The 22,026-nt window shown below is 63.7% G+C and carries 6 protein-coding genes; 3 read left to right on the plus strand and 3 right to left on the minus strand.

The window, feature by feature from the left end:
• The first annotated feature begins 2 nt into the window (after nt 1–2).
• Together syrB2 and ACLH0I_RS16910 are read left to right on the plus strand one after the other, a co-directional pair.
• Nucleotides 3–938, plus strand: coding sequence for a syringomycin E biosynthesis L-threonyl-[L-threonyl-carrier protein] 4-chlorinase SyrB2 (syrB2, locus tag ACLH0I_RS16905; protein ID WP_411384841.1), 936 nt, complete (start codon nt 3–5; stop codon nt 936–938).
• 60 nt (nt 939–998) lie between these two features.
• Nucleotides 999–2,225 (plus strand): alpha/beta fold hydrolase, encoded by a 1,227-nt coding sequence (locus ACLH0I_RS16910; protein WP_411384842.1) that lies wholly within the window; start codon nt 999–1,001, stop codon nt 2,223–2,225.
• A 232-nt stretch (nt 2,226–2,457) separates the two neighbouring features.
• On the opposite strand, the gene ACLH0I_RS16915 is transcribed toward ACLH0I_RS16910, so the two are convergent.
• From ACLH0I_RS16915 to ACLH0I_RS16925, 3 genes are all read right to left on the minus strand, one after another.
• Nucleotides 2,458–3,069 (minus strand): aspartyl/asparaginyl beta-hydroxylase domain-containing protein, encoded by a 612-nt coding sequence (locus ACLH0I_RS16915; RefSeq protein ID WP_411384843.1) that lies wholly within the window; start codon nt 3,067–3,069, stop codon nt 2,458–2,460.
• Between the two features lie 156 nt (nt 3,070–3,225).
• On the minus strand, nt 3,226–4,596 hold the full coding sequence (locus tag ACLH0I_RS16920; protein WP_411384844.1) for an MFS transporter: 1,371 nt from the start codon (nt 4,594–4,596) through the stop codon (nt 3,226–3,228).
• Nucleotides 4,593–5,597: a cupin-like domain-containing protein gene (locus ACLH0I_RS16925; RefSeq protein WP_411384845.1), complete on the minus strand. Its 1,005-nt coding sequence runs from the start codon at nt 5,595–5,597 to the stop codon at nt 4,593–4,595. The genes ACLH0I_RS16920 and ACLH0I_RS16925 overlap by 4 nt, the downstream gene beginning before the upstream one ends.
• Nucleotides 5,598–5,839: 242 nt before the next feature.
• Between ACLH0I_RS16925 and ACLH0I_RS16930 the strand changes: the two genes are divergently transcribed.
• A complete protein-coding gene (locus ACLH0I_RS16930; RefSeq protein ID WP_411384846.1) occupies nt 5,840–22,024 on the plus strand; it encodes an amino acid adenylation domain-containing protein in 16,185 nt (5,394 codons plus the stop codon).
• Nucleotides 22,025–22,026: the final 2 nt, after the last annotated feature.

Genomic DNA, 22,026 nt, shown 5'->3' on the forward strand with positions numbered 1-22,026 from the left:
CCATGAGCAAAAAATTCGCCTTGACCCCGGAAGAACGTGCGTCCTTTGAAAAGAACGGTTTCATCGGACCGTTCGACGCCTATTCGCCAGAAGAAATGAGAGAGACCTGGAAGCGCACCCGCCTGCGCCTGCTCGACCGCAGTGCCGCGGCCTACCAGGACCTGGATGCGATCTCCGGCGGCACCAACATTGCCAACTACGATCGCCACCTGGACGACGAATTCCTCGCCGGCCACATCTGCCGTCCGCAAATCTGCGACCGCATCGAAAGCATTCTCGGCCCGGATGTCCTGTGCTGGCGGACCGAGTTTTTCCCTAAATACCCGGGGGACGAAGGCACCGACTGGCACCAGGCCGACACCTTCGCCAACGCCTCGGGCAAGCCGCAGATCCTCTGGCCGGAAAACGAAGACTTCGGCGGCACCATCACCGTCTGGACCGCCTTCACCGACGCCAACATCGCCAACGGTTGCCTGCAATTCATCCCTGGCACCCAGAACAGCATGAACTACGACGAAACCAAGCGCATGGCCTACGATCCCGATGCCAACAACAGCTCGGTGGTCAAGGATGGCGTGCGGCGCGGTTTCTTCGGCTACGACTATCGCCAGCTGCAGATCGACGAAAACTGGAAACCCGACGAAGCCTCCGCCGTGCCCATGCAAATGAAGGCCGGCCAGTTCATCATTTTCTGGTCGACCCTGATGCACGCCTCCTACCCTCACAGCGGTGAGTCCCAGGACATGCGCATGGGCTTCGCCTCGCGCTATGTACCGTCGTTCGTGAAGATCTATCCGGACTCCGATCACATCGAGGAATACGGTGGACGGATCAGCCTTGAAAAGTACGGCGCGGTGCAGGTCATCGGCGAGACGACCCCTGAATACAATCGCCTTGTCACCCACACCACCCGAGGCAAAAAGTTCGAAGCCGTCTGATTTTTTCACTGCCACATGACAGTTGGCATGCGCAACGTGCCTGACAGGAGTCCCCAATCCATGACTATTTCCACCGACGCAGCAACGCGCCTGTGTGAGACCGTGAGGATGCTTAGGCACCTTGCCATCCATTTGCCCGATCCTATCTGCCTGAGCTTTCTGGCCCAGGGCAGTGACTTGGCGCCCGACCAGGCCTCCTCCAGCGTGAGAGCCACGGAACGGGCGGTCAACACCGCGTTCGCCAGGATCGGCGTCAAAGCCGTGCAGTACGTGCATGACGGCGAGGCGCAACTGTCTTCTTTCGAGATGTTCATCAGCAAGAAAATCTGCCAGGCCCTCGAGTTTACCTATGACCACTTCGACGACGTCGACAGTGCCAAGGACTTCGGGCGCCTGGTCAGACACTTCGATTTCAGCGGTGCCGTGCCCGAGGTCGAGACACTGCACCTGATTACCCGCGACAACGTGGCGCTGTCGGTCCATGCCAGCACCGATCGAAATCGCCCGGCCATAGTCCTCGCCCTGCCCTGCGGCATGCCGTTCGACCTGTGCCGCGCTTGGTTCAATGCGTTGAGCGAGCGGTTTTTCGTGGTCACCTGGGAAACCCGTGGGCTGTTCGGTTCCTGCACCTCGTTCGACCAGTTGTCCGTGGACACCGACGCCCAGGTGGGCGACCTGATCAACGTGATGAACCACTATGACCTGGAGAGTGCGCACCTGATGGGTATCTGCGGTGGCGCGGTGATCGCCCTCAGCGCGGCCGCCACCCACACCGACCGGGTCAGTTCCCTGAGCCTGTGGCACGGCGATTACAACCTGGGGGACGACAGCCTGCGTACCGCCCACCAGCAAAACTTCGAGTGGCTGATGGAGTCGGCCGCCGTAGACCGCAATGAGGCCAGCGACCTGCAGGCGTTATTCCTGGACCAGGCAACACTGGCGACCATTCCGGACTCCATCGCCCATGCGGCGCTCTATCCTTATGTCAACGAAGAGCTGTTCTACCGCTATGCACGACTCAACGATGCGTTGAACAAGACTGAGTTGAAGTCACGGCTGGAACAGATCACGGTGCCCACCCTGGTCGTCGCCGGCGACTGCGATGAAACCACCCACCTCGGTGGCTCCAAGCACATTGCCGCGTCCATCAGCGATGCCTTGCTGCATGTGGAACGCAATGGCAGCCACCTGGCGTTCTTCGAGTCGACCCAGCTTTCGAAGCAGACTGCTTTTCGTTTCCTGGAATCAACCCTTGAATCGACGGTGGGCTCGGCTTATCCGGCGTGAAATGTGCCGGCCTCTTCGCGAGCGGGCTCGCTCCCACAAGGGCACTCCCGGCGCACATGAATTATGTGGCTGCTGAACATCCAGTGTGGGAGCGAGCTTGCTCGCGATGGCGGTGACCCAGTCAATGAAGAGGCTGGATGTGCCGGCCTCTTCGCGAGCAAGCTCGCTCCCACAGGTAGCCATCAACACTGTGTTCACCGCAAATCCCCTGTGGGAGCCAGAGGGGTCTACATCAGGCGACCATGTGCTTCTCACGATGGAACTCAATGTACAGGACCGTGCGGTAGGCCCTGGAGGCATTGACGGCGAAGTGGTCGAGGGAGCCGTCGAAGATCACCAGGTTGCCGTTTGTGCTCTGGTTGAAGCTTCCATTGACGTTGAGGTAAGAGTAGTTCTGGGTGGTAGGTGCATCGATGGTCAGTTGCATATGCAACAGGCCTTCTTCCCAGGTACCGGTGTGGGCATGAGTGCTGAGGAACACGCTGGGCTCCATACGCAACAAGGCACAGAGTTTGATTCCTGGAATCTTGCTCAACAACTCGATGGTCCCGGGCATGGCGGCACGAGCGTAAGGAATCGGCGTGTCATAGGCAACCAGGCCATATTGCGTCCAGTCGGGCTTTATCTCCATGTTGTCGCCCCACCCCCAGATCCAGCCATACTTACCGCCGGCCTCCACATGCGCGGCGACCTCGTCGACGATTTCGGTGATCGATTTGCCCACCCGGTTGATGGTCAAGGTCGGCGCATCGAGGGCGAGAAATTCTTCACGGATCACTTCCCAGTTACTGGCAAGATCCTGGAGTTTCGGGAAGCGACTGGGATCATAAAACGACGGACGCATAGGTGCTCCTTTATATCGAGGGTTGTCGGCTAAGAGGCGATACAAATACTGTTCCGCCACCCCGGGATTGGGGTGTGGCAGAGGCTCGGCAAAGGTTGACCCACCGCCCTTGGCCTGTCTGTCACGGGAATCCGGTACAACCGGCCTGGCCCGTCATCACAGGGCGTTGACCGAGGGACTGTCGCTGGCCTGTATGGTTTGCGGCTGTGGCTGCGTCTCGGCCAGACGACGCATCGGCCCGTAGAGCAAGACCCCCAAGGGCAGAAGCGCAAAAAGCCCACCGGCGACCACGAACAGCAGCCCCACGCCACGTCCCGCACCCACCCCCAGCCAGAGACCGATCGAATCGGCGTAGCGGCCATCGGGCGCCAGGGCCGGTTGGAACCAGTGGTCCACCAGCAAACCACCGACAAAGATCACCAAGCTCGTGGCAGCAATGGTCAACATGTTGATCAGCGCAAAGACGCTGGCACGATTGCCACCAGGAATCTTGTGCATCCACAACGAACTCACGCAGGCATCGGCAACGCATGCCGCACTGATCGCGAAGAAGGCCAGGGCACAATAGGCAACAGGGTGTGAAACGACGCCCAAGGAAACCACGCAGGCTGCCAACAACAGGTCGGCCACGCCCACCAACGCCATCAACTTGCGCGGGTGCCCGATGAGAACCAGCAACCCGGCACCGAACAACCCGCCCAAGGCCGACCACGTGTAGGCCATGCCCAGCATCTGACTGCTCATGGTGGACAACACCAACGGCGTCATCATCACCGTCGCCAGCGAAAGCAGTGCGTTGCGTACCACGGTGTAGACCAGTAGCCAGGCCATCAGATGACCGACGGAGAAAAATTTCAGCGCCGAGGCAATGTTGTCTAGCACGCTGCGCAGCACCGGCTCCTTGCCGACGCCGTGCCGCGGCTCCGGCGCGAACCGCACATGGGAAAACGCCTTGATCACCAACAAGGTGCCGGAACAGAACGTCACCACGTTCAGCCCCAGAATCATCACCAGGCCAGCCTTGGCCATGATGATCCCAGCCAGTTGCGGTGCCACCAATGCCGAGACGTTCTTGCTGATACTGATGAGGCCCGAGGCCCGGGTGAATTTTTCCGGGGCGACAATCGTATTGACCGCCGCCTGATACGCCGGCTTACGGAAAGCCGCGACGATTGAAGCCAGGCAATTGAAGATGTATAGGTGCAGGGGTTCCAGACGATCGAGCCAGAGCAGGGCCATGATCCCGAGCAACAACAGCGCCAGGCTCACATCGCAACAGACAATGATCACCCGGTGACTGATCCGGTCCGCGAGCCCTCCCGCCAACGGCAAAAATATAATCGCCGGCAACGTTGCCGCCAGGATCACGTTGGTGAATGCCACCGCCGAGCCAGTGTGGGAATACACCCAGACGCCCAGGGCGAACCCCATCATCGTCGTACCCACTACCGCCATCGATTCGCCGCACCAGAGAAAATAGAAGCTTCGTCCCAGATCGAATCGTCGGTGGATGTCCTTGAGGTTCATGTGCGTGCATCGCGGGGCGTGCCGGCACCGATCAGCTTGCGCGCCAATCGATAGACCAGGGAGTAGGCCACCACGCCCAGCACCAACGGCGCATAACGGGAAAACAGAAACGTGCGCAACACCCGCCTGGCAATGGGCGAACGGATATCGCCACTGACGTGCAAGGGGGTCGGGAACGTTGCGGCAACGGTCGCGCCGAACGCATCATCCATCGATTGCACCGCGTGCCACCAATAGACCGGTATGTACAACGCATCGCCCGGTTCCACCACCGTGCGCAGGGCGTGCAAGCCCCGGGTCCCCGGGAAACGCAGGGTATCGATGTCGTACAGATAGCCGGCCTCTTCGACCACCGGCCGAAGTGCCCGCCAGCTGGCCTCGTCCGGCGGCAGCAAGAGGACTTCCTTGGCACCGACCACCTGGGCCATGAAGGTCTCATCGATGACATGGAAATGCCAGTCGGTGTAGGAGTTGCGGTACAGGAAACTGCGATGGGGTGGATAGTGCCGGGGCTTGGACAGTTGCGGCATGAACGGCAGCCCCCCCACATCGCCCTTCATCTGCTCGATGGCAGAGCCTTTGGAAAAACGGCAACTGTCGGCCACCAGCGGATCGTCGCCCTCGCTGAGACTGTCGAGAAAGTCATGGAACGGCACTTCCTGGAAAACCGTCTTCGCGTACTCGGTCATGGCCGCCTTGACCTCGGGCCTCGACCAGCCGATGACCTCCGAGACGATCTTCGAACGCACCTTTACCGTGCTGTTGCGCGAATGAGCCTTGATGTAGTCGAGCTGATTCCACTTATGGAATGCCGGCCAGTGTCGCACGGCATTCTTGATCAGGCAGGGACGGTTGTAGTTAACGTACTGCCGGGTGAATTGCTCGCTGGAAATCGTCAGCGCATCAATCTCTTCGACCGGTCCGGCCTCGGGGTGATTGGGGAAACGGGACAGGCTCCAGAACTTCGGGACTGGACGATCCGACTCGGTTGTCAGCGGCATTTTCGACCCTCGCAAGCTCACTCAGGGCCGTTGGTATAACAGACTCGCACCGCCCTGCCCAAGTGCCGCAATGACCAGCACCCACGGTTGTCCCTGCTTCCCATGACATACATCCCACCGTGGATGTTCTAGTTTTTTCCCACCCTATTCCTTCGTCCCGTCGACGTGCAGTCGTCCAGGCCAATGTGCACCGCTGCCACCGAACGGAAACGAATTCATGATTCGCAAACAGGTGCTCCGAAATGGATTCCTCGATCGACACGCTGCCCGCGCAAGACTCCGCGTCCCACGAACTGGCCTCGGTCCAACAAGGGATCTGGCTTGATCAACTCGCGCACCCGGACCTGCCCTACTACAACATCGGCATGTCCCTGGAGATCAAGGGCGAGATCGACATCGCATTGTTCGAGAAAGCCATCGAGCTGGTCGCCAACCGTCACGACACCTTGCGCCTGAGCTTCAGCCATGAAGGCGGCACCGGCCGCCAGCGAGTCCTGCCCGAGGTCGAGGTGAACCTGGAGGTGGTGGAATTCTCCGAGGCTGACGCCGAGGCTGGCCTGGCCATGGACTATCTGCGCAACGCCTTTCGCCAACCCTTTGAATCGTTGACTGGCCGGCTTTGGGACGCACGGATGGTCCGTTGCGGTCCGAACCGCCATTACTGGCTCGCCCGTTACCACCACCTGGTCACCGACGGCATTGGCGTGGCCCTGATCGGCCATGCCGTGGGTTCGGCCTACAACGCGTTGCTGGCCGGCAACGATGAAGTCGCCCAAGGGCATTCCTACCTGTCGTTCCTGGAAGACGACCGGGCCTACCTGGCCTCGTCCCGCTATGAGCGCGACCGCCAGTTCTGGCAGGACACCTACGCACAGATGCCGCCGTCGCTGCTGCAGCGCCGGGCCGACTTCAAGACCGGCCAGGCCAACGAGCTGGCGCCCAGTGCCCAGGTCCAGGCGATGCTGCCCCGGGCGCTGTACAACGCGTTGACCCAATTTGCCAGCGAACGCAGCCTGTCGGTCGCCCATGTGCTGATCAGCGTGGTCGCCACCTATTTCTGCCGCACCGTGGGCGTCGATGAAATCGTCATCGGCATGCCCGTGCATAACCGGACCACTGCCAGGACGAAAGCAACCGCGGGGATGTTTTCCTCCGTCAGCCCGATCCGCCTGCCCGTCGACTTCGACGCCTCGCTGCTGGACCTGATGCATGCCGCCGGCGGACAACTGCGCCGCTGCTACCGCCACCAGCGCTTCCCCATCGCCGAGCTCAATCGCACCTTGCGCCTGGCCCAGACCGGGCGTCGACAACTGTTCGACGTATCACTGTCGTTCGAAAGCCTGGACGGCGACGATCAGTTTGGCGGCACCTCGTCCACGGTCATCACCATGGACAACGGCTACGAGCAGACGCCCATGGCGATCTTCGTGCGCGACTACCATCCGTTCGAAGACGTCCACCTGGATTTCAACTTCAACACCGCCTACTTCAACCTGGAAGAGGCCCGGTACCTGCAACAACGCATCGTCTCGATGCTCGAGGCGGTGCTGGAGCAACATGACACCCCCGTGGGGCATTACCCGCTCATGAGCCAGGCTGAGCGGCAACGCTTGCAGGTCGAATTCAACGCCACGGCCCGGGAGTATCCGCGGGACGTGTTGATCCACCAGTTGTTCGAACAGCAAGCCCAGCAGCGTCCCCACGCTTGCGCCGTACGTGGCGATGCCGGACCGTTGCTCAGCTATGAACAACTCAACCGCCAGGCCAATCGGCTGGCCCATCGCCTGATCGCCCTGGGCGTGAAACCGGACGACCGAGTCGCCGTGAGCCTGCGGCGTGGACCGGACATGGTCGTCGCCCTGCTGGGGATCCTCAAGGCCGGGGCCGCCTATGTGCCCATCGATCCAGACCTGCCGAGCGCTCGCCAGGCGTTCATGCTCGACGACAGCAGCCCCCGGGCCGTGCTGACCAGCCAGGCACTGCAAGACCTGCTGCCCGCGTCGAATGCGCCGCTGCTGGCCCTCGATGACCCCGCACAACTGGCCGCACAACCCGAACACAACCCGGACTCGCAAGCCCTCGGCCTGACACCCGCTCACCTGGCCTACGTGCTCTACACCTCCGGCTCCACCGGCACCCCCAAAGGGGTGATGAACGAACACCTCGGCGTGGTCAACCGCCTGTTGTGGGCCCGGGACGAATACGGCGTCGATGCCAGCGATCGGGTGCTGCAGAAGACCCCGTTCGGTTTCGACGTGTCGGTCTGGGAGTTTTTCCTGCCGCTGCTGGCCGGTGCCGAGCTGGTCATGGCGCGCCCGGGCGGCCATCAGGAGCCGGACTACCTGGCCCGGTTGATGCGTCAGGCCAGCATCACGATGTTGCACTTCGTGCCGTCGATGCTCGACCTGTTCCTGGAACACCATGACGAACAGGCCTTCCCTGACCTGCGGAGCGTGTTGTGCAGCGGCGAAGCCCTGCCCCGCAGCCTGCAACGGCGTTTCGAACAGCAATTGCCAGAGATCGAGTTGCATAACCTCTATGGCCCGACCGAGGCGGCCATCGACGTGACGGCCTGGCAGTGCCACGCCAGTGACCCTGGCGAAAGCGTGCCCATCGGCCGGCCGATCGCCAATATCCAGATGCATGTGCTCGATGGCCGTGGCGCACCACAACCGCTGGGTGTCGCCGGGGAAATCCACATCGGTGGTATCGGCGTGGCCAGGGGTTACCTGAACCAACCGCAGTTGAGCGCCGAGCGCTTTATCGCCGACCCGTTCAGCACTGAGCCGAACGCACGCCTGTACAAGACCGGCGACCTCGGTCGCTGGCTCGCCAACGGTGCCCTGGAGTACCTGGGCCGCAATGACTTCCAGGTGAAAATCCGTGGCTTGCGCATCGAAATCGGTGAAGTCGAAGCGGCCCTGGCGTTGTGCCCGGGTGTTCGTGAAGTGGTGGTCATAGCCCGGGAAGACAATCCGGGGCAGCCGGACAGCAAGCGCCTGGTTGCCTATGTCTGCGGCGAACCGAGCCCAGCCGGACAACTGCGCAGCGCTTTGCTCAAGCACTTGCCCGAGTACATGGTGCCCAGCGCCTTCGTCCACCTCGATGCCCTGCCCCTGACCGCCAACGGCAAGCTCGACCGAAGCGCCCTGCCCGCGCCTGGCCTTGAGTCCCTGGCCAGCAAAATCTATGAAGCGCCTCGGGGCGACACCGAAATCGCCCTTGCCGAAATCTGGCAAACCCTGCTTGGCCTGGATCAAGTCGGGCGTCACGACGGCTTCCTTGAACTGGGCGGTCATTCGTTGCTGACCGTGCAGTTGCAAGCGCGCCTGCACCAGGACCTGGGGGTCGAGATCGACCTGCGCACGCTGTTCACCCAGGCCTCGTTGAGCGAGCTGGCCCAGCGTGTGGAACAGGCCAGCCAATCCCAGGCCCAGCCGATTGCCGTATTGGCGCGCGATAAGCCGTTGCCACTGTCCCTCGCTCAGCGGCGCTTGTGGTTCCTCGATCAGTTGGACCACGCCGCCAGCGTCGCCTATCACATGCCCGCCGCGTTGCACCTGCGCGGTAGCCTGGATCGAAACGCCTTGCAACGTGCCCTGGACCGTATCGTCGCCCGGCACGAAAGCCTGCGTACCACTTTCGAACACCATGCCGGCGAAGTCCGGCAACGGTTTGCCGCCGTCGACATCGGTTTCGCCCTGCAGCAGCACGACCTGCAAGCCCTGGACGCCGATGCCCGGCAACAGGCCGTCGAGCAACTGACCCGGGACGAAGCCCACGACGCCTTCGACCTGACCCAGGGACCGTTGATTCGCGGGCGCCTGCTGCGCCTGGCCGAAGACGAACACATCCTGCTGGTCACCCAGCACCACATCGTTTCCGACGGTTGGTCGGTGACGGTGTTGATCGATGAATTCAACCGTCTTTACACCGCGTTCAGCCAAGCCCCTGGCCCTCACGACCTGGACGATCCCCTGCCGCCCCTGGCCCTGCAATACGCCGACTACGCCGCCTGGCAACAGCGGTACTTGCAAGGTGAACGCTTGCAGGCCCAAACCCGCTTCTGGAAAGACCACCTCGACGGCGCTCCTGCGCTGCTGGAGCTGCCCAGCGACCACAGCCGGCCCCACGTGCAAAGCTACCGCGGGGCCAGCGTGACGCTGGAACTGCCTGCCCCCTTGAGCGCCAAGTTGCGCAGTTTCAGCCAGCAACAAGGCCTGACCCCGTTCATGACGCTGCTAGGTGCCTGGTCGATCCTGCTCTCGCGCCTGAGCAGTCAGCCACACGTGGTGATCGGCACGCCTGTAGCCAATCGCCCACGGCGCGAAACCGAGGCGTTGATCGGCTTCTTCGTCAACACCCTGGCCCTGCGCATCGACGTCCACGCCCACAGCCGTCTCGACCAGTTTCTGGCCCACATCAAAGCCACCACCCTCGAGGCTTACAACCATCAGGATCTACCTTTCGAACAGGTCGTCGAAGCCCTGCAACCGGAACGTAGCCTGAGCCATAGCCCGCTGTTCCAGGCCATGCTGGTGCTGGGCAACACCCCACGCGACCAGGCCCTGGAACTGCCGGGCCTGAGCCTGACGCCACTGCCCCGGCACACCGGCACCACCCAGTTCGACGTGAGCCTGTCACTCAACGACGATGGCGACACCATCGGCGGCCAACTCGAGTACGCCAGCGACCTGTTCGACCATGGCACCGTGGAACGCTTCGCCCAACACTTCCAGACTTTGCTGGAAGCCATGGTCGAGGATGCCACTCAACCGGTGCTCGCCTTGCCGTTGCTCAGCCCGGCACAGCGCCAGGCCTCCCCGGCAGCGCTGCCGCCCACCGCCACCTTCGCCACGCAACTGCTGATCCATCAGCGCTTCGAACAGCTCGCCGCCGCACAGCCCCAAGCCACCGCCCTGGTCCTGGGCAAACGCGAACTGAGTTACCGGGCACTCAATCGCCGCGCCAACCGCATCGCCCGTGAACTGCTCGCCCAAGGCGTGCGTCCCGATGACCGCGTGGCGATCCTGGCCCGGCGCGGAGTGGAAATGGTCTGCGCGGTGCTCGCCGTGCTCAAGGCCGGTGCCGCCTACGTGCCGCTGGATCCAGCCTACCCCAGCGAACGCCTCGGCTACCTGCTGGCCGACAGCACCCCGGTCGCCTTGCTGGCCCAGCCTGACTGCCTCGACGTGTTGCCCGAACACGCCGTGCCGGTGGTCAACCTCAAGGATTACGTCGCCGAAGACGACCTGGCGGACGAGTCCCTGGACTACAACCTCGAGGCCGGCGCCCTGGGCCTGACGCCACGGCACCTGGCCTACGTCATCTACACCTCGGGGTCCACCGGGCTGCCCAAGGGCGTGCTGGTGGAACACGGCAATGTCGCCCGGCTGTTCGACGCCACCGCCGGGTTGTTCGACTTCGACCACAACGACGTATGGACGCTGTTCCACTCGTTTGCCTTTGACTTCTCGGTCTGGGAAATCTGGGGCGCGCTGAGCTATGGCGGCAAGCTGGTGATCGTCCCGAGCGACGTCGCCCGTTCGCCCGATGACTTCTATGCGCTGGTCTGCCAGCAGCACGTCACGATCCTGAACCAGACGCCGAGCGCCTTCCGCCAGTTCATTGAAGCCCGCGGGCGCAGCGACCAGGAACACGCCCTGCGCGAAGTGATCTTCGGCGGCGAGGCCCTGGACTTCCGCAGCCTGCGCCCCTGGACCGCACGCACGGCGCTGTCGCGCACCCGTCTGGTGAACATGTACGGCATCACCGAAATCACCGTGCACGCCACTTACTACCCGATCGGCCAGCTGGAAATCGACAGCGGCGCGCCCAGCCTGATCGGCCCGCCACTGCCCGACCTGTGCCTGCGCATTCTCGACGAGTACCAGCAACCGGTGCCGGTGGGCGTCAATGGCGAAATCTACATCGGCGGCGCGGGCGTGGCCCGGCATTACCTGAACCGCGAGGCGCTCAATGCCGAACGGTTCATCAGCGACCCCTACGCCTTTGAGCCCGGCGCAAGGTTGTACCGCACCGGCGACATCGCTCGCTACCGCGCCGATGGCGGCGTGGTCTACGTCGGGCGCAACGACTCGCAGATCAAGATCCGCGGCTTCCGCATCGAGCTGGGGGAAATCGAAGCCATCCTTGCCGCCGTTCCCGGTGTGCGCGACGTGGTGGTAGTGCCCCTGGAAAGCCAACCGGGCCAAGCGGACAGCAGGCGGTTGGTCGCCTACCTGTGCGGTGAGCCGGTACCCGTGGAGCAACTGCGCGCCGCGTTGCTGGAGTCCCTGCCCGAATACATGGTGCCAAGTGCCTATGTGCACCTTGAGAACCTGCCGCTGACACCTAACGGTAAGCTCGATCGCAACGCCCTGCCCGCGCCGGGCCAGGACGCCTTCGCCAGCCGCGCCTATGAGGCACCGCGTGGCGAGATCGAACAGATCGTCGCCAACGTCTGGCAAAACCTGCTGGGCATCGAACAGGTCAGTCGCCACGACCGTTTCTTCGAAATCGGCGGGCACTCGCTGATGGCCGTGAGTTTGATCGACCGTCTGCGCGAGCATGGCTTGAGCGCGTCGGTGCGTACTGTGTTCACGGCCCCCAGCCTGCGAGAAATGGCCGAGGTCTTGAGCCAGAGTAGCGAGGCACTGTTCCAGGCACCGGCCAACGGCATTCCACCGGGCTGCACAGCGCTGAGCCCTGACATGTTGCCGCTGGTGGAACTGACGCCGCAGCAACTTGAACAGATTGTCGCCGCCGTCCCTGGCGGCGCCGGGAACATCCAGGACATCTACCCACTGGCGCCGTTGCAACAAGGCATTCTGTTCCATCACCTGCTCGGGCATGAAGGCGATGCCTACCTGGTGCGTTCGCTGATCGAGTTCGATGACCGTCAACGCCTCGATGCTTTTCTTGCTGCCTTGCAGGCAGTGATCGATCGCCATGACATTCGGCGCACCGCCGTGCATTGGGTCGGCCAGCCGCAGGCGGTCCAGGTGGTACAGCGCCAGGCGTTGCTGCCTGTGCAGCACATCACACTGAACGCCGATGAGGACCCACGCGCCCAACTGGAACGCCTGAGCGATCCACGGCATCTGCGCCTGGACTTGCAACAGGCACCGCTGACGCGTGCCTGCGTCGCCCACGATCCGCAATCCGGACGCTGGCTGCTGGCGCTGCTGGACCACCACATGATCAGTGACCACGTATCCCAGGGGATCGTGCTCGAAGAAATCCAGCGCCTGTTGCAGAACCCGGGCGACAGCCTGCCGACACCGATACCTTATCGGGAGTTTGTCGCGCAAATCCTGGCGACGCCGCCTCAAACCCATGAAGACTATTTCAATCGCCGCCTGGCCAGTGTCGAGGAACCTACTGCGCCGTTCGACAGGCTGGATGTCCAAGGCGACGGGGCCCACGTGACGCAAGCCAGCGTGCGCCTCGACCCGGTCCTGAGCCAGCGGATCCGCGCGCAATCGCGCGCAGCCTCGGTGACGCCGGCCGTACTGTTCCATATCGCCTGGGCCCAGGTCCTCGGTCGCTGCACCGACCGTGATGACGTGGTGTTCGGCACCGTGCTCGCCGGTCGCCTGCAAGGCTTGCTGGGGGCCGAACGGGCCCTTGGGGTGTTCATCAATACCTTGCCGGTGCGGATACGATTGGCCGGGGTCGGCGTCCGTGCACTGGTGGACGAAACCTATGGCGACCTCAGCGAACTGCTGTCCCATGAACAGGCCTCCCTGACCTTGGCGCAACGTTGCAGCAACGTGCGCCCTGGCTTGCCGCTGTTCACCACACTGCTCAATTTCCGTCATCAAACCGAGGGCGGATCACTGGTCGACGAAGATCAGATCCTGGCCTGGGACGGCATCCGCTTCCTGAGCAACGAAGCCCGCACCAACTACCCGATCGAAGTGGCCGTGGCGGATGAAGGGGATGACTTCTCCGTGACCGCCCAAGCCATCACCGGCATCGACCCGCAACGCATCGCCGCCTACCTCGCCCAGGCCGTGACCGCCTTGGTCGAAGCCCTTGAACACGCCCCGGACCGCCTCGCCAGCCAGCTGGACGTGGTGCCCCCCAGCGAGCGGCAGTTACTCCTGGAAGACTTCAACCGCAGCGCCAGCGACTTCGGCATCGCGCAACCGATCCATCACCTGTTCGAAACCCAGGTCCAGGCCAACCCCGACGCCGTGGCCCTGGTTTGCGAACAGCAACAACTGACCTATCGCCAGCTCAATCGCCGCGCCAACCACCTGGCCCGCCAGTTGCTCGCCCTCGGCATCGAACCCGACCAGCGCGTGGCCGTCTGTGCCGAGCGCAGCCTGGACATGATCGTCGGCCTGCTCGGCGTGCTCAAGGCCGGCGCCGCCTACGTGCCCATCGACCCGGCCCATCCCGCCGAGCGCGTGGCCTTCATGCTGCAGGACAGCCAGCCTCGGGCGCTGTTGACCCAGTCGGCCTTGTCCTTGCCCTCCGGCGATCTGCCCCTGCTGTGGCTCGATATCCGTGAGTCGCTGCACGCGGCGGATGACGCTGGTTTTGACGTCAACCCGCAGATAGCGGGCCTGACAGCCGATCACCTGGCCTATGTGATCTACACCTCCGGTTCCACCGGCCAGTCCAAGGGCGTGATGGTCGAGCACCGTTCGGTGTTCAACTTCTGGCAGGTGCTGACCCGCACCACCCACCAGCATTGCCCGAGCCCGGCCACCGTGGCCCTGAACGCCGGGTTCTTCTTCGACATGTCGATCAAGGGCATCTCGCAACTGTTCTCCGGCCACCGGCTGGTGATCATCCCGCAACTGATCCGCGCCAGCGGCCACGAGTTGCTGGACTTCCTCGAACAACATCAGGTGCACGCCTTCGATTCCACGCCATCGCAGCTCGACACCCTGCTCGCCGCCGGCCTGCTGGAACGCAGCAGCTACCAGCCGGTGAGCGTGCTGCTCGGTGGCGAGGCCATCAACGCCGCGACCTGGACGAAACTGCGCGACTGTCCGAGCATCCGTTTCTACAACATGTACGGCCCCACCGAATGCACGGTGGACGCCACCATCGACCTGATCCGCGACCTCGGCGAACGTCCGAGCATTGGCCGGCCGATTGCCAACGTCCAGGTGCACGTGCTCGATGCCCGCGGCGAACCGACGCCCTTGGGCGTGGCCGGTGAACTGCACATCGGCGGCGCCGGCGTGGCCCGGGGTTACCTGAACCGAGCGGAACTGAGCGCCGAGCGTTTTATTGCCGACCCGTTCAGCAGCGAGCCGAACGCACGGCTGTACAAGACCGGCGACCTCGGTCGCTGGCTGGCCGACGGCACGCTGGAATACCTGGGGCGCAATGACTTCCAGGTGAAGATCCGTGGGTTCCGTATTGAATTGGGGGAAATCGAGAACGTCTTGCGCGGCTGTGCCGGTGTCGCCGAGGCCGTGGTGATCGCCCGGGAGGACAATCGCTTGGTGGCGTACCTGTGCGGCGAGCCGGCCAACGCCGAGCAACTGCGCAGCACCCTGCTCAAGCATTTGCCCGAATACATGGTGCCCAGCGCCTTCGTCCACCTCGATGCCCTGCCCCTGACCGCCAACGGCAAGCTCGACCGTCGCGCCCTGCCGGCCCCCGGCCAGGATTCGCTGGCCAGCAAAACCTACGAAGCGCCTCGGGGTGAGACCGAAATCGCCATTGCCGAAATCTGGAAAGACTTGCTGCACCTGGATCAGGTCGGCCGCCATGACGGCTTCCTCGAACTCGGCGGCCACTCGCTGCTGACGGTGCAACTGCAAGCGCACTTGCACCAGGACCTCGGGGTCGAGATCAACCTGCGCACGCTGTTTGGCCTGGGTTCGCTGCAAGCCCTGGCCCGGTGCGTGGATCAGGCAACCCAGTCCCAGGTCCAGCCCATCGAGGTGGTGTCCCGCGATCATCAGCCGATGCCGCTGTCCCTGGCCCAGCGACGCTTGTGGTTCCTCGATCAGTTGGACCACGCCGCCAGCGTTGCCTATCACATGCCCGCCGCGTTGCACCTGCGCGGTCGGCTGGATCACAACGCCCTGCTACGCGCCCTCGACCGTATCGTGGCCCGCCATGAAAGCCTGCGGACCACCTTCGAACGCCATGACGGCGAAGTCCGCCAGCGGTTCGCCGCTGCCGACATAGGCTTTGCCCTGCAGCAACACGACCTGCAAACCCTGGACGCCGCCGCCCGGCAACAGGCTGTCGCGCAACTGACCCAGGCCGAAACCCGTGAGGCCTTCGATTTGAGCCAGGGCCCCTTGATTCGCGGGCGTCTGCTGCGCCTGGCCGAAGACGAGCACATCCTGCTGGTCACCCAGCACCACATCGTCTCCGATGGTTGGTCGGTAGCGGTGTTGATCAGTGAGTTCAACAGCCTCTACGCAGCCTTCACCCAAGGTTTCGACGATCCGCTGCCGCCCCTGGCCCTGCAGTACGCCGACTATGCGGCCTGGCAACAGCAATACCTGCAAGGCGAACGCTTGCAGGCTCAGACCCGCTTCTGGAAAGAACACCTCGGTGGCGCCCCCGCGCTGCTGGAACTGCCCACCGACCGCAGCCGGCCTCAGGTGCAAAGTTACCGCGGAACCACTGCGGCGCTGGTACTGCCGGCGCCACTGAGCGCCAGGCTGCGCAGCTTCAGCCAGCAACAGGGCCTGACCCCGTTCATGACGCTGCTGGGCGCCTGGTCGATCCTGCTTTCGCGCCTGAGCAATCAGCCCGAAGTCGTGATTGGCACGCCCGTGGCCAACCGTCCACGCAGTGAAACCGAAGCCCTGATCGGCTTCTTCGTGAATACCCTGGCCCTGCGCATTGACGTCCAGGCCCACAGCCGCGTCGACCAGTTGCTCGCGCGAATCAAGGCCATCACGCTCGACGCCTACAGCCATCAGGACCTGCCTTTCGAGCAAGTCGTCGAAGCCCTGCAACCGGAACGCAGCCTTGGCCACAGTCCGTTGTTCCAGGCCACGCTGGCGCTCGGCAACACCCCGCGCGACCAAGTCCTGGCACTGCCGGGGCTGAACCTGACACCGCTGCCCCAAGCCACCGGCACCACCCATTTCGATGTGAGCCTGTCACTCAACGACGATGGCGACACCATCAGCGGCCAGTTCCAGTACGCCACCGATTTGTTCGACGAAACCACGATCGTGCGCTGGGGCCGGCACTTCCTGCACCTGCTCGATGGCTTGCTCGATGACGTCAACCAACCGCTGGCGAACCTGGCGTTGCTGGACAGCCAGCAACGCCAACAACTGCTGGTGGAATTCAACCCCGCCATTGATGCCCTGGACGAGAACCCAAGCCGTTTCCCCCACGCCGTATTCCAGGCACAGGCGATCCGCACCCCGGATGCCGTGGCGCTGGTCTGCGCCGGGCAAGTACTCAGCTACGCCGAACTCAATGCCCAGGCCAACCGTGTCGCCCACCGTCTGATCGCGCTGGGTGTGCAACCCGACGACACCGTCGGCCTCTTCTCGCGCCGCAGCCCGGAGATGGTGATCGGCCTGCTGGGCATCATGAAAGCCGGCGCGGCCTACGTGCCGCTCGACCCGCAATACCCGGCGGAACGCCTGGCCCACATGCTGGCCGATAGCGCGCCACGGGTACTGGTTCGCCAACAAGACCTCAATACACTGCAACTGCCGGAAGGCCTGGCGACACTCGAACTGGGTTGCCCATCCCTGCAGCAAGCCCCGGCCCACGACCCTCAGGTGCCGGACCTGACCTTCGGCCATCTGGCCTACGTGATCTACACCTCAGGTTCCACTGGCTTGCCCAAAGGTGTGATGGTCGAGCATCGCGGCCTGCGCAACCTGCTGGACTGGTTCATCGAAGACCTGGCGTTCGATGCCGGCGATGCGGTGCTGCTGGCCTCTTCCTACAACTTCGACCTGACCCAGAAAAACATCCTCGCGCCATTGATGGTCGGTGGTGAACTGCACTTGGCCGAGGAGCCCTTCAACCCGGGCGCCATCGTCGCGCAGATCGCCGAATGGGGCATCACCCACACCAACATGTCGCCAAGTGCCTTCCATACCCTGGTCATTGCCGATCGGCATCACGCCTTGTCCGGCTTGAAACGAGTGGTATTGGGAGGAGAGCCGATTCCGATTGCCCTGCTGGAAAAACTGCCTGAGCCTCGGCCAACGGTGGTGAACGGCTACGGGCCGACCGAATGCAGCGGCGTCGTCGGCTGGCATCGGGTGAACACCGACCTGACGACGTACCGGGACCAATCGATCCCGATCGGCCGGCCGATTCGCAACATGCAGATGCATGTACTGGACAGCCACGGCCAACCGGTGCCGGTGGGCGTGCGCGGCGAGGTTCATGTCGGCGGTGTCGGTGTGGCCCGCGGCTACCTGAACCAAGCACAACTGAGCGCCGAACGCTTCATCGTCGACCCGTTCTCCAGCGCGGCCAACGCCCGCCTGTATAAGACCGGCGACATCGGTCGCTGGTTACCCAATGGCACGTTGGAGTACCTGGGACGCAACGACGATCAGGTGAAAATCCGCGGCCTGCGCGTCGAGCTGGGTGAAATCGAGGCGGCCCTCGCCGAACTCCCGGGTGTCCGGGAAGCCGTGGTCGTTGCCCGCGACCACCAGACGGACGAGACCCGCAGCAGCCGCCTGGTCGCCTATCTGTGTGGCGAACCGGCCGCGGCCGAGCAATTGCGTAGCGAACTTCTGAAGCGCCTGCCCGACTACATGGTGCCCAGCGCGTTCGTGGTCCTGGAGGCATTGCCGCTGACCCCCAATGGCAAGCTCGACCGCCGTGCCCTACCTGAACCCGGCCAGGAGGCTTACGCCAGCCGGGCCTACGAGGCGCCCCAAGGGCCCGTGGAACTGGCCATTGCGGACATCTGGCAACAATTGCTGGGGCTCGAACGTGTCGGCCGTCACGACGGTTTCTTCGAACTCGGCGGCCACTCGCTGCTGGCGGTCAGTTTGATCGAACGCCTGCGCGAGCGAGGCCTGAACGCCGACGTGCGCGCCGTCTTCAGTGCGCCCAGCCTGCGGGAACTGGCCCAGGCCGTGGCAAACGCCAAGGACCCGACCTTCCAGGCCCCGGCCAATCTCATCCCGAGCGCTTGTACCGCATTGACCCCGGACATGTTGCCACTGGTGGAGCTGAGCCCGGCCCAGCTCGAACGCATCGTCGCCGCCGTCCCCGGTGGCGCGGCGAATATCCAGGACATCTACCCCCTGGCGCCCCTGCAAGAAGGCATTCTCTTTCACCACTTGCTGGGACATGAAGGCGACGCCTACCTGATGCGTTCGATGCTCGACTTCGATAACCGCCAGGCCCTCGATACCTTTATTGCTGCCGTACAGACGGTGATCGATCGCCACGACATCCTTCGCACCGCCGTGCATTGGGACGGTTTGCCCCAGGCGGTACAAGTGGTACAGCGTCAAGCGCGGTTGGCGGTGCACAGCATTACCCTCGACGCCCACAAGGACGCGCTCAGCCAACTCGAAGCCCAGAGCGACCCACGGCAGCTGCGCCTGGATCTTCGGCAGGCCCCGCTGATGCGAGCCTGCATTGCCCAGGACCCGCACTCCGGGCGCTGGATGCTTGCGCTGCTCAACCATCACATGGCCAGCGATCATGTGACCCTGGAAATCGTCCTGGAGGAAATCCACGCCATTGTGCATGGACACGGCGACAGCCTGGCGACACCACAACCTTACCGTGACTTCATCGCCCAGACCCAGGCCGTCCCGGCGCAGACCCACGAAGCCTACTTCCGTCGCCGACTGGCTGATGTCGATGCACCTACCGCACCCTTCGATTTGCTGGAAGTGCAAGGCGATGGCAATCACATTGAAGAGGCCAGCGTGCGGTTGAGCGTCGAACTCAACCTGCGCATCCGTGCCCTGGCCCGGGAACGCGGCATCACCCCGGCGGTGTTGTGCCATGTGGCCTGGGGACAGGTGCTCGCCCGTTGCACCGGGCGCGATGACGTGGTGTTCGGCACGGTGGTTGCCGGTCGCCTGCAAGGCAATGCGGGAGCCGAACGCGCCCTTGGGGTATTCATCAACACCTTGCCGGTGCGGCTGCAACTGGCCGAAATCGGCGCCAACGAGCTGGTGCTTGCGACCCACCGCGACCTCAGTGAACTGCTGGCCCACGAACAGGCGCCCCTGGCCCTGGCCCAACGCTGCAGCGGTGTTCCCAACGCCTTGCCGCTGTTCACCAGCCTGCTCAACTACAGGCACCAGCGCAGTGACAACCCGTTGCAATGGCCAGGCATGCGAATCCTGAACAGCGCCGAGCGGACCAACTACCCGTTGACCCTGTCGGTCAATGACTACGGCGATGCCCTCGGCCTGACCGTGCAAAGCGTGCAGGCGGTTGACCCGCAACGCATCTGCGCCCTGATGCAACGGGCACTGGAGCAACTGGCCCAGGCCTTGATGTACACGCCACGGATTCCGCTCACGCAACTGGACGTGCTGCCTGCCCAGGAGCGCACCCTGTTGCTGGAAACCTTTAACCAGACCGAGGAGGACTACCCGACCCACCTGTGCATCCAGCAACTGTTCGAAGAACAGGTGCGCCGCACGCCGAACGCCTGTGCATCGCTCGACGGCCACCAATCCCTCAGTTATGCCGAACTCAACGCCCAAGCCAACGGCCTCGCCCACCAGTTGATCACGGCGGGCGTCCTGCCGGGGGATCTGGTGGCCATCTGCGTCGAACGCGGCGTGGCGATGATCAGTGGCCTGCTGGGGATTCTCAAGGCCGGTGGCGCCTACGTGCCACTGGACCCGACCTACCCTCCCGAGCGCCTGGCGTCGATCATCGAGGACGCCAGGCCCCGCCTGTTGCTGGCCGATCCGGTCGGTCGCGCGGCCGTGGGCACGCTGCAGGAAGGCACTCGCTACCTGTCCATCGAGCGGGTGCTGGCGACACCGTCGAACAGCCGCGATCCGCAACCCGATACCGTGGGCCTGACGCCAGAGCACCTGGCCTATGTGATCTACACCTCCGGCTCCACCGGCAAGCCCAAGGGCGTGATGATCGAGCACCGCAACCTGGTGACCTCGACGCTGGCCCGGGGCACCGTGTATGGGCCGGCGACCGGCAAGCGCTTCCTGCTCTTGTCGTCGATTGCCTTCGACAGCTCCGTGGCCGGGGTTTTCGGCACCCTGGTCAGTGGCGGTACCTTGTGCATCCCGGATGCCGAAACCGCCCGCGACCCCGAGGCCATCGCCCGCTTCATTGGCGAACAGGCCGTCACCTCGCTGCTGTGCGTACCGTCCCTGGGCCGCCTGGTGCTGGCAAGCCTTGCCAATGGCAACGGCCATGGCAACCTGCAGGAGATGATTGTCGCCGGCGAAGCGTGCCCGGCGCAATTGGTGCAGGAATGCATCGGGCTGGAACCGGCGATCGCCTTGTACAACGAATACGGCCCCACCGAAGCCACCGTCTGGAGCACGGTGCATCGCTGCACCGCCGAGGACCTGGGCACGGTGCCGATCGGCCGGGCGATTCCCAACAGCCGCCTGTATGTGCTCGATGCACAGCGCCAGCCGGTACCGCTCGGCGTGCCGGGTGAACTCTACGTCGGCGGCGCCGGGGTTGCCCGCGGCTACCTGGACCGGGCGGCACTGAACGCCGAACACTTCCTCAGTGACCCGTTCGCCCCGGGCGACGAGCCACGGATGTACCGCACCGGCGACCTGGTGCGCCTGCGTGCCGATGGGGTGCTCGAATTCCTCGGGCGCAACGACCAGCAGGTCAAGATCCGCGGTTTCCGTATCGAGCCCGGTGAAATCGAGGCACTGATGCTGACCCTGCCGGGGGTGCGCGAGGCAGCGGTCATCGCTCGCGAAGACACACCGGGGGCCACGCGCCTGGTGGCTTACCTGAGCGTTGAACCGCACCTGGCCGGCCGCAATGCCAGCAGCACGCTACGGCCCTACCTGACCTCGCAGTTGCCCGACTACATGGTCCCGGCGGCGTTCGTGGTGGTCGGGCAGTTGCCCTTGACCCCTAACGGCAAGCTAGACCGCAACGCCCTGCCGGCGCCTGCCGGCGAGGACTTCGCGTACCGCCAGTACGAAGCGCCCAACGGTGAGACCGAAGCGCTGCTGGCGGCTATCTGGACCGACCTGCTGGGCCTGGAACGGATCGGTCGTCACGACAATTTCTTCGAGCTCGGTGGTCACTCGCTGCTGGCCGTGCAAGTCACGCTCCGGGCGCGGGAAACCTTCGGCGTCGAAGTGCCGCTCAGGGGACTGTTCGAACACCCGTCACTGCTCGCCCTGGCCGACCTGATCAACACCCTGCAACTGGCGCAATACGAGTCCGATGAGTTGCTGGACCTGCAACAAGAAATGGCTTCGCTGTCTGAAAGCGAACTGCTCGCTATCGTCTCCAAGGATGCTTAATA

Source organism: Pseudomonas sp. MPB03 (genome assembly GCF_046605385.1).
Classification (GTDB): domain Bacteria; phylum Pseudomonadota; class Gammaproteobacteria; order Pseudomonadales; family Pseudomonadaceae; genus Aquipseudomonas; species Aquipseudomonas zanjanensis.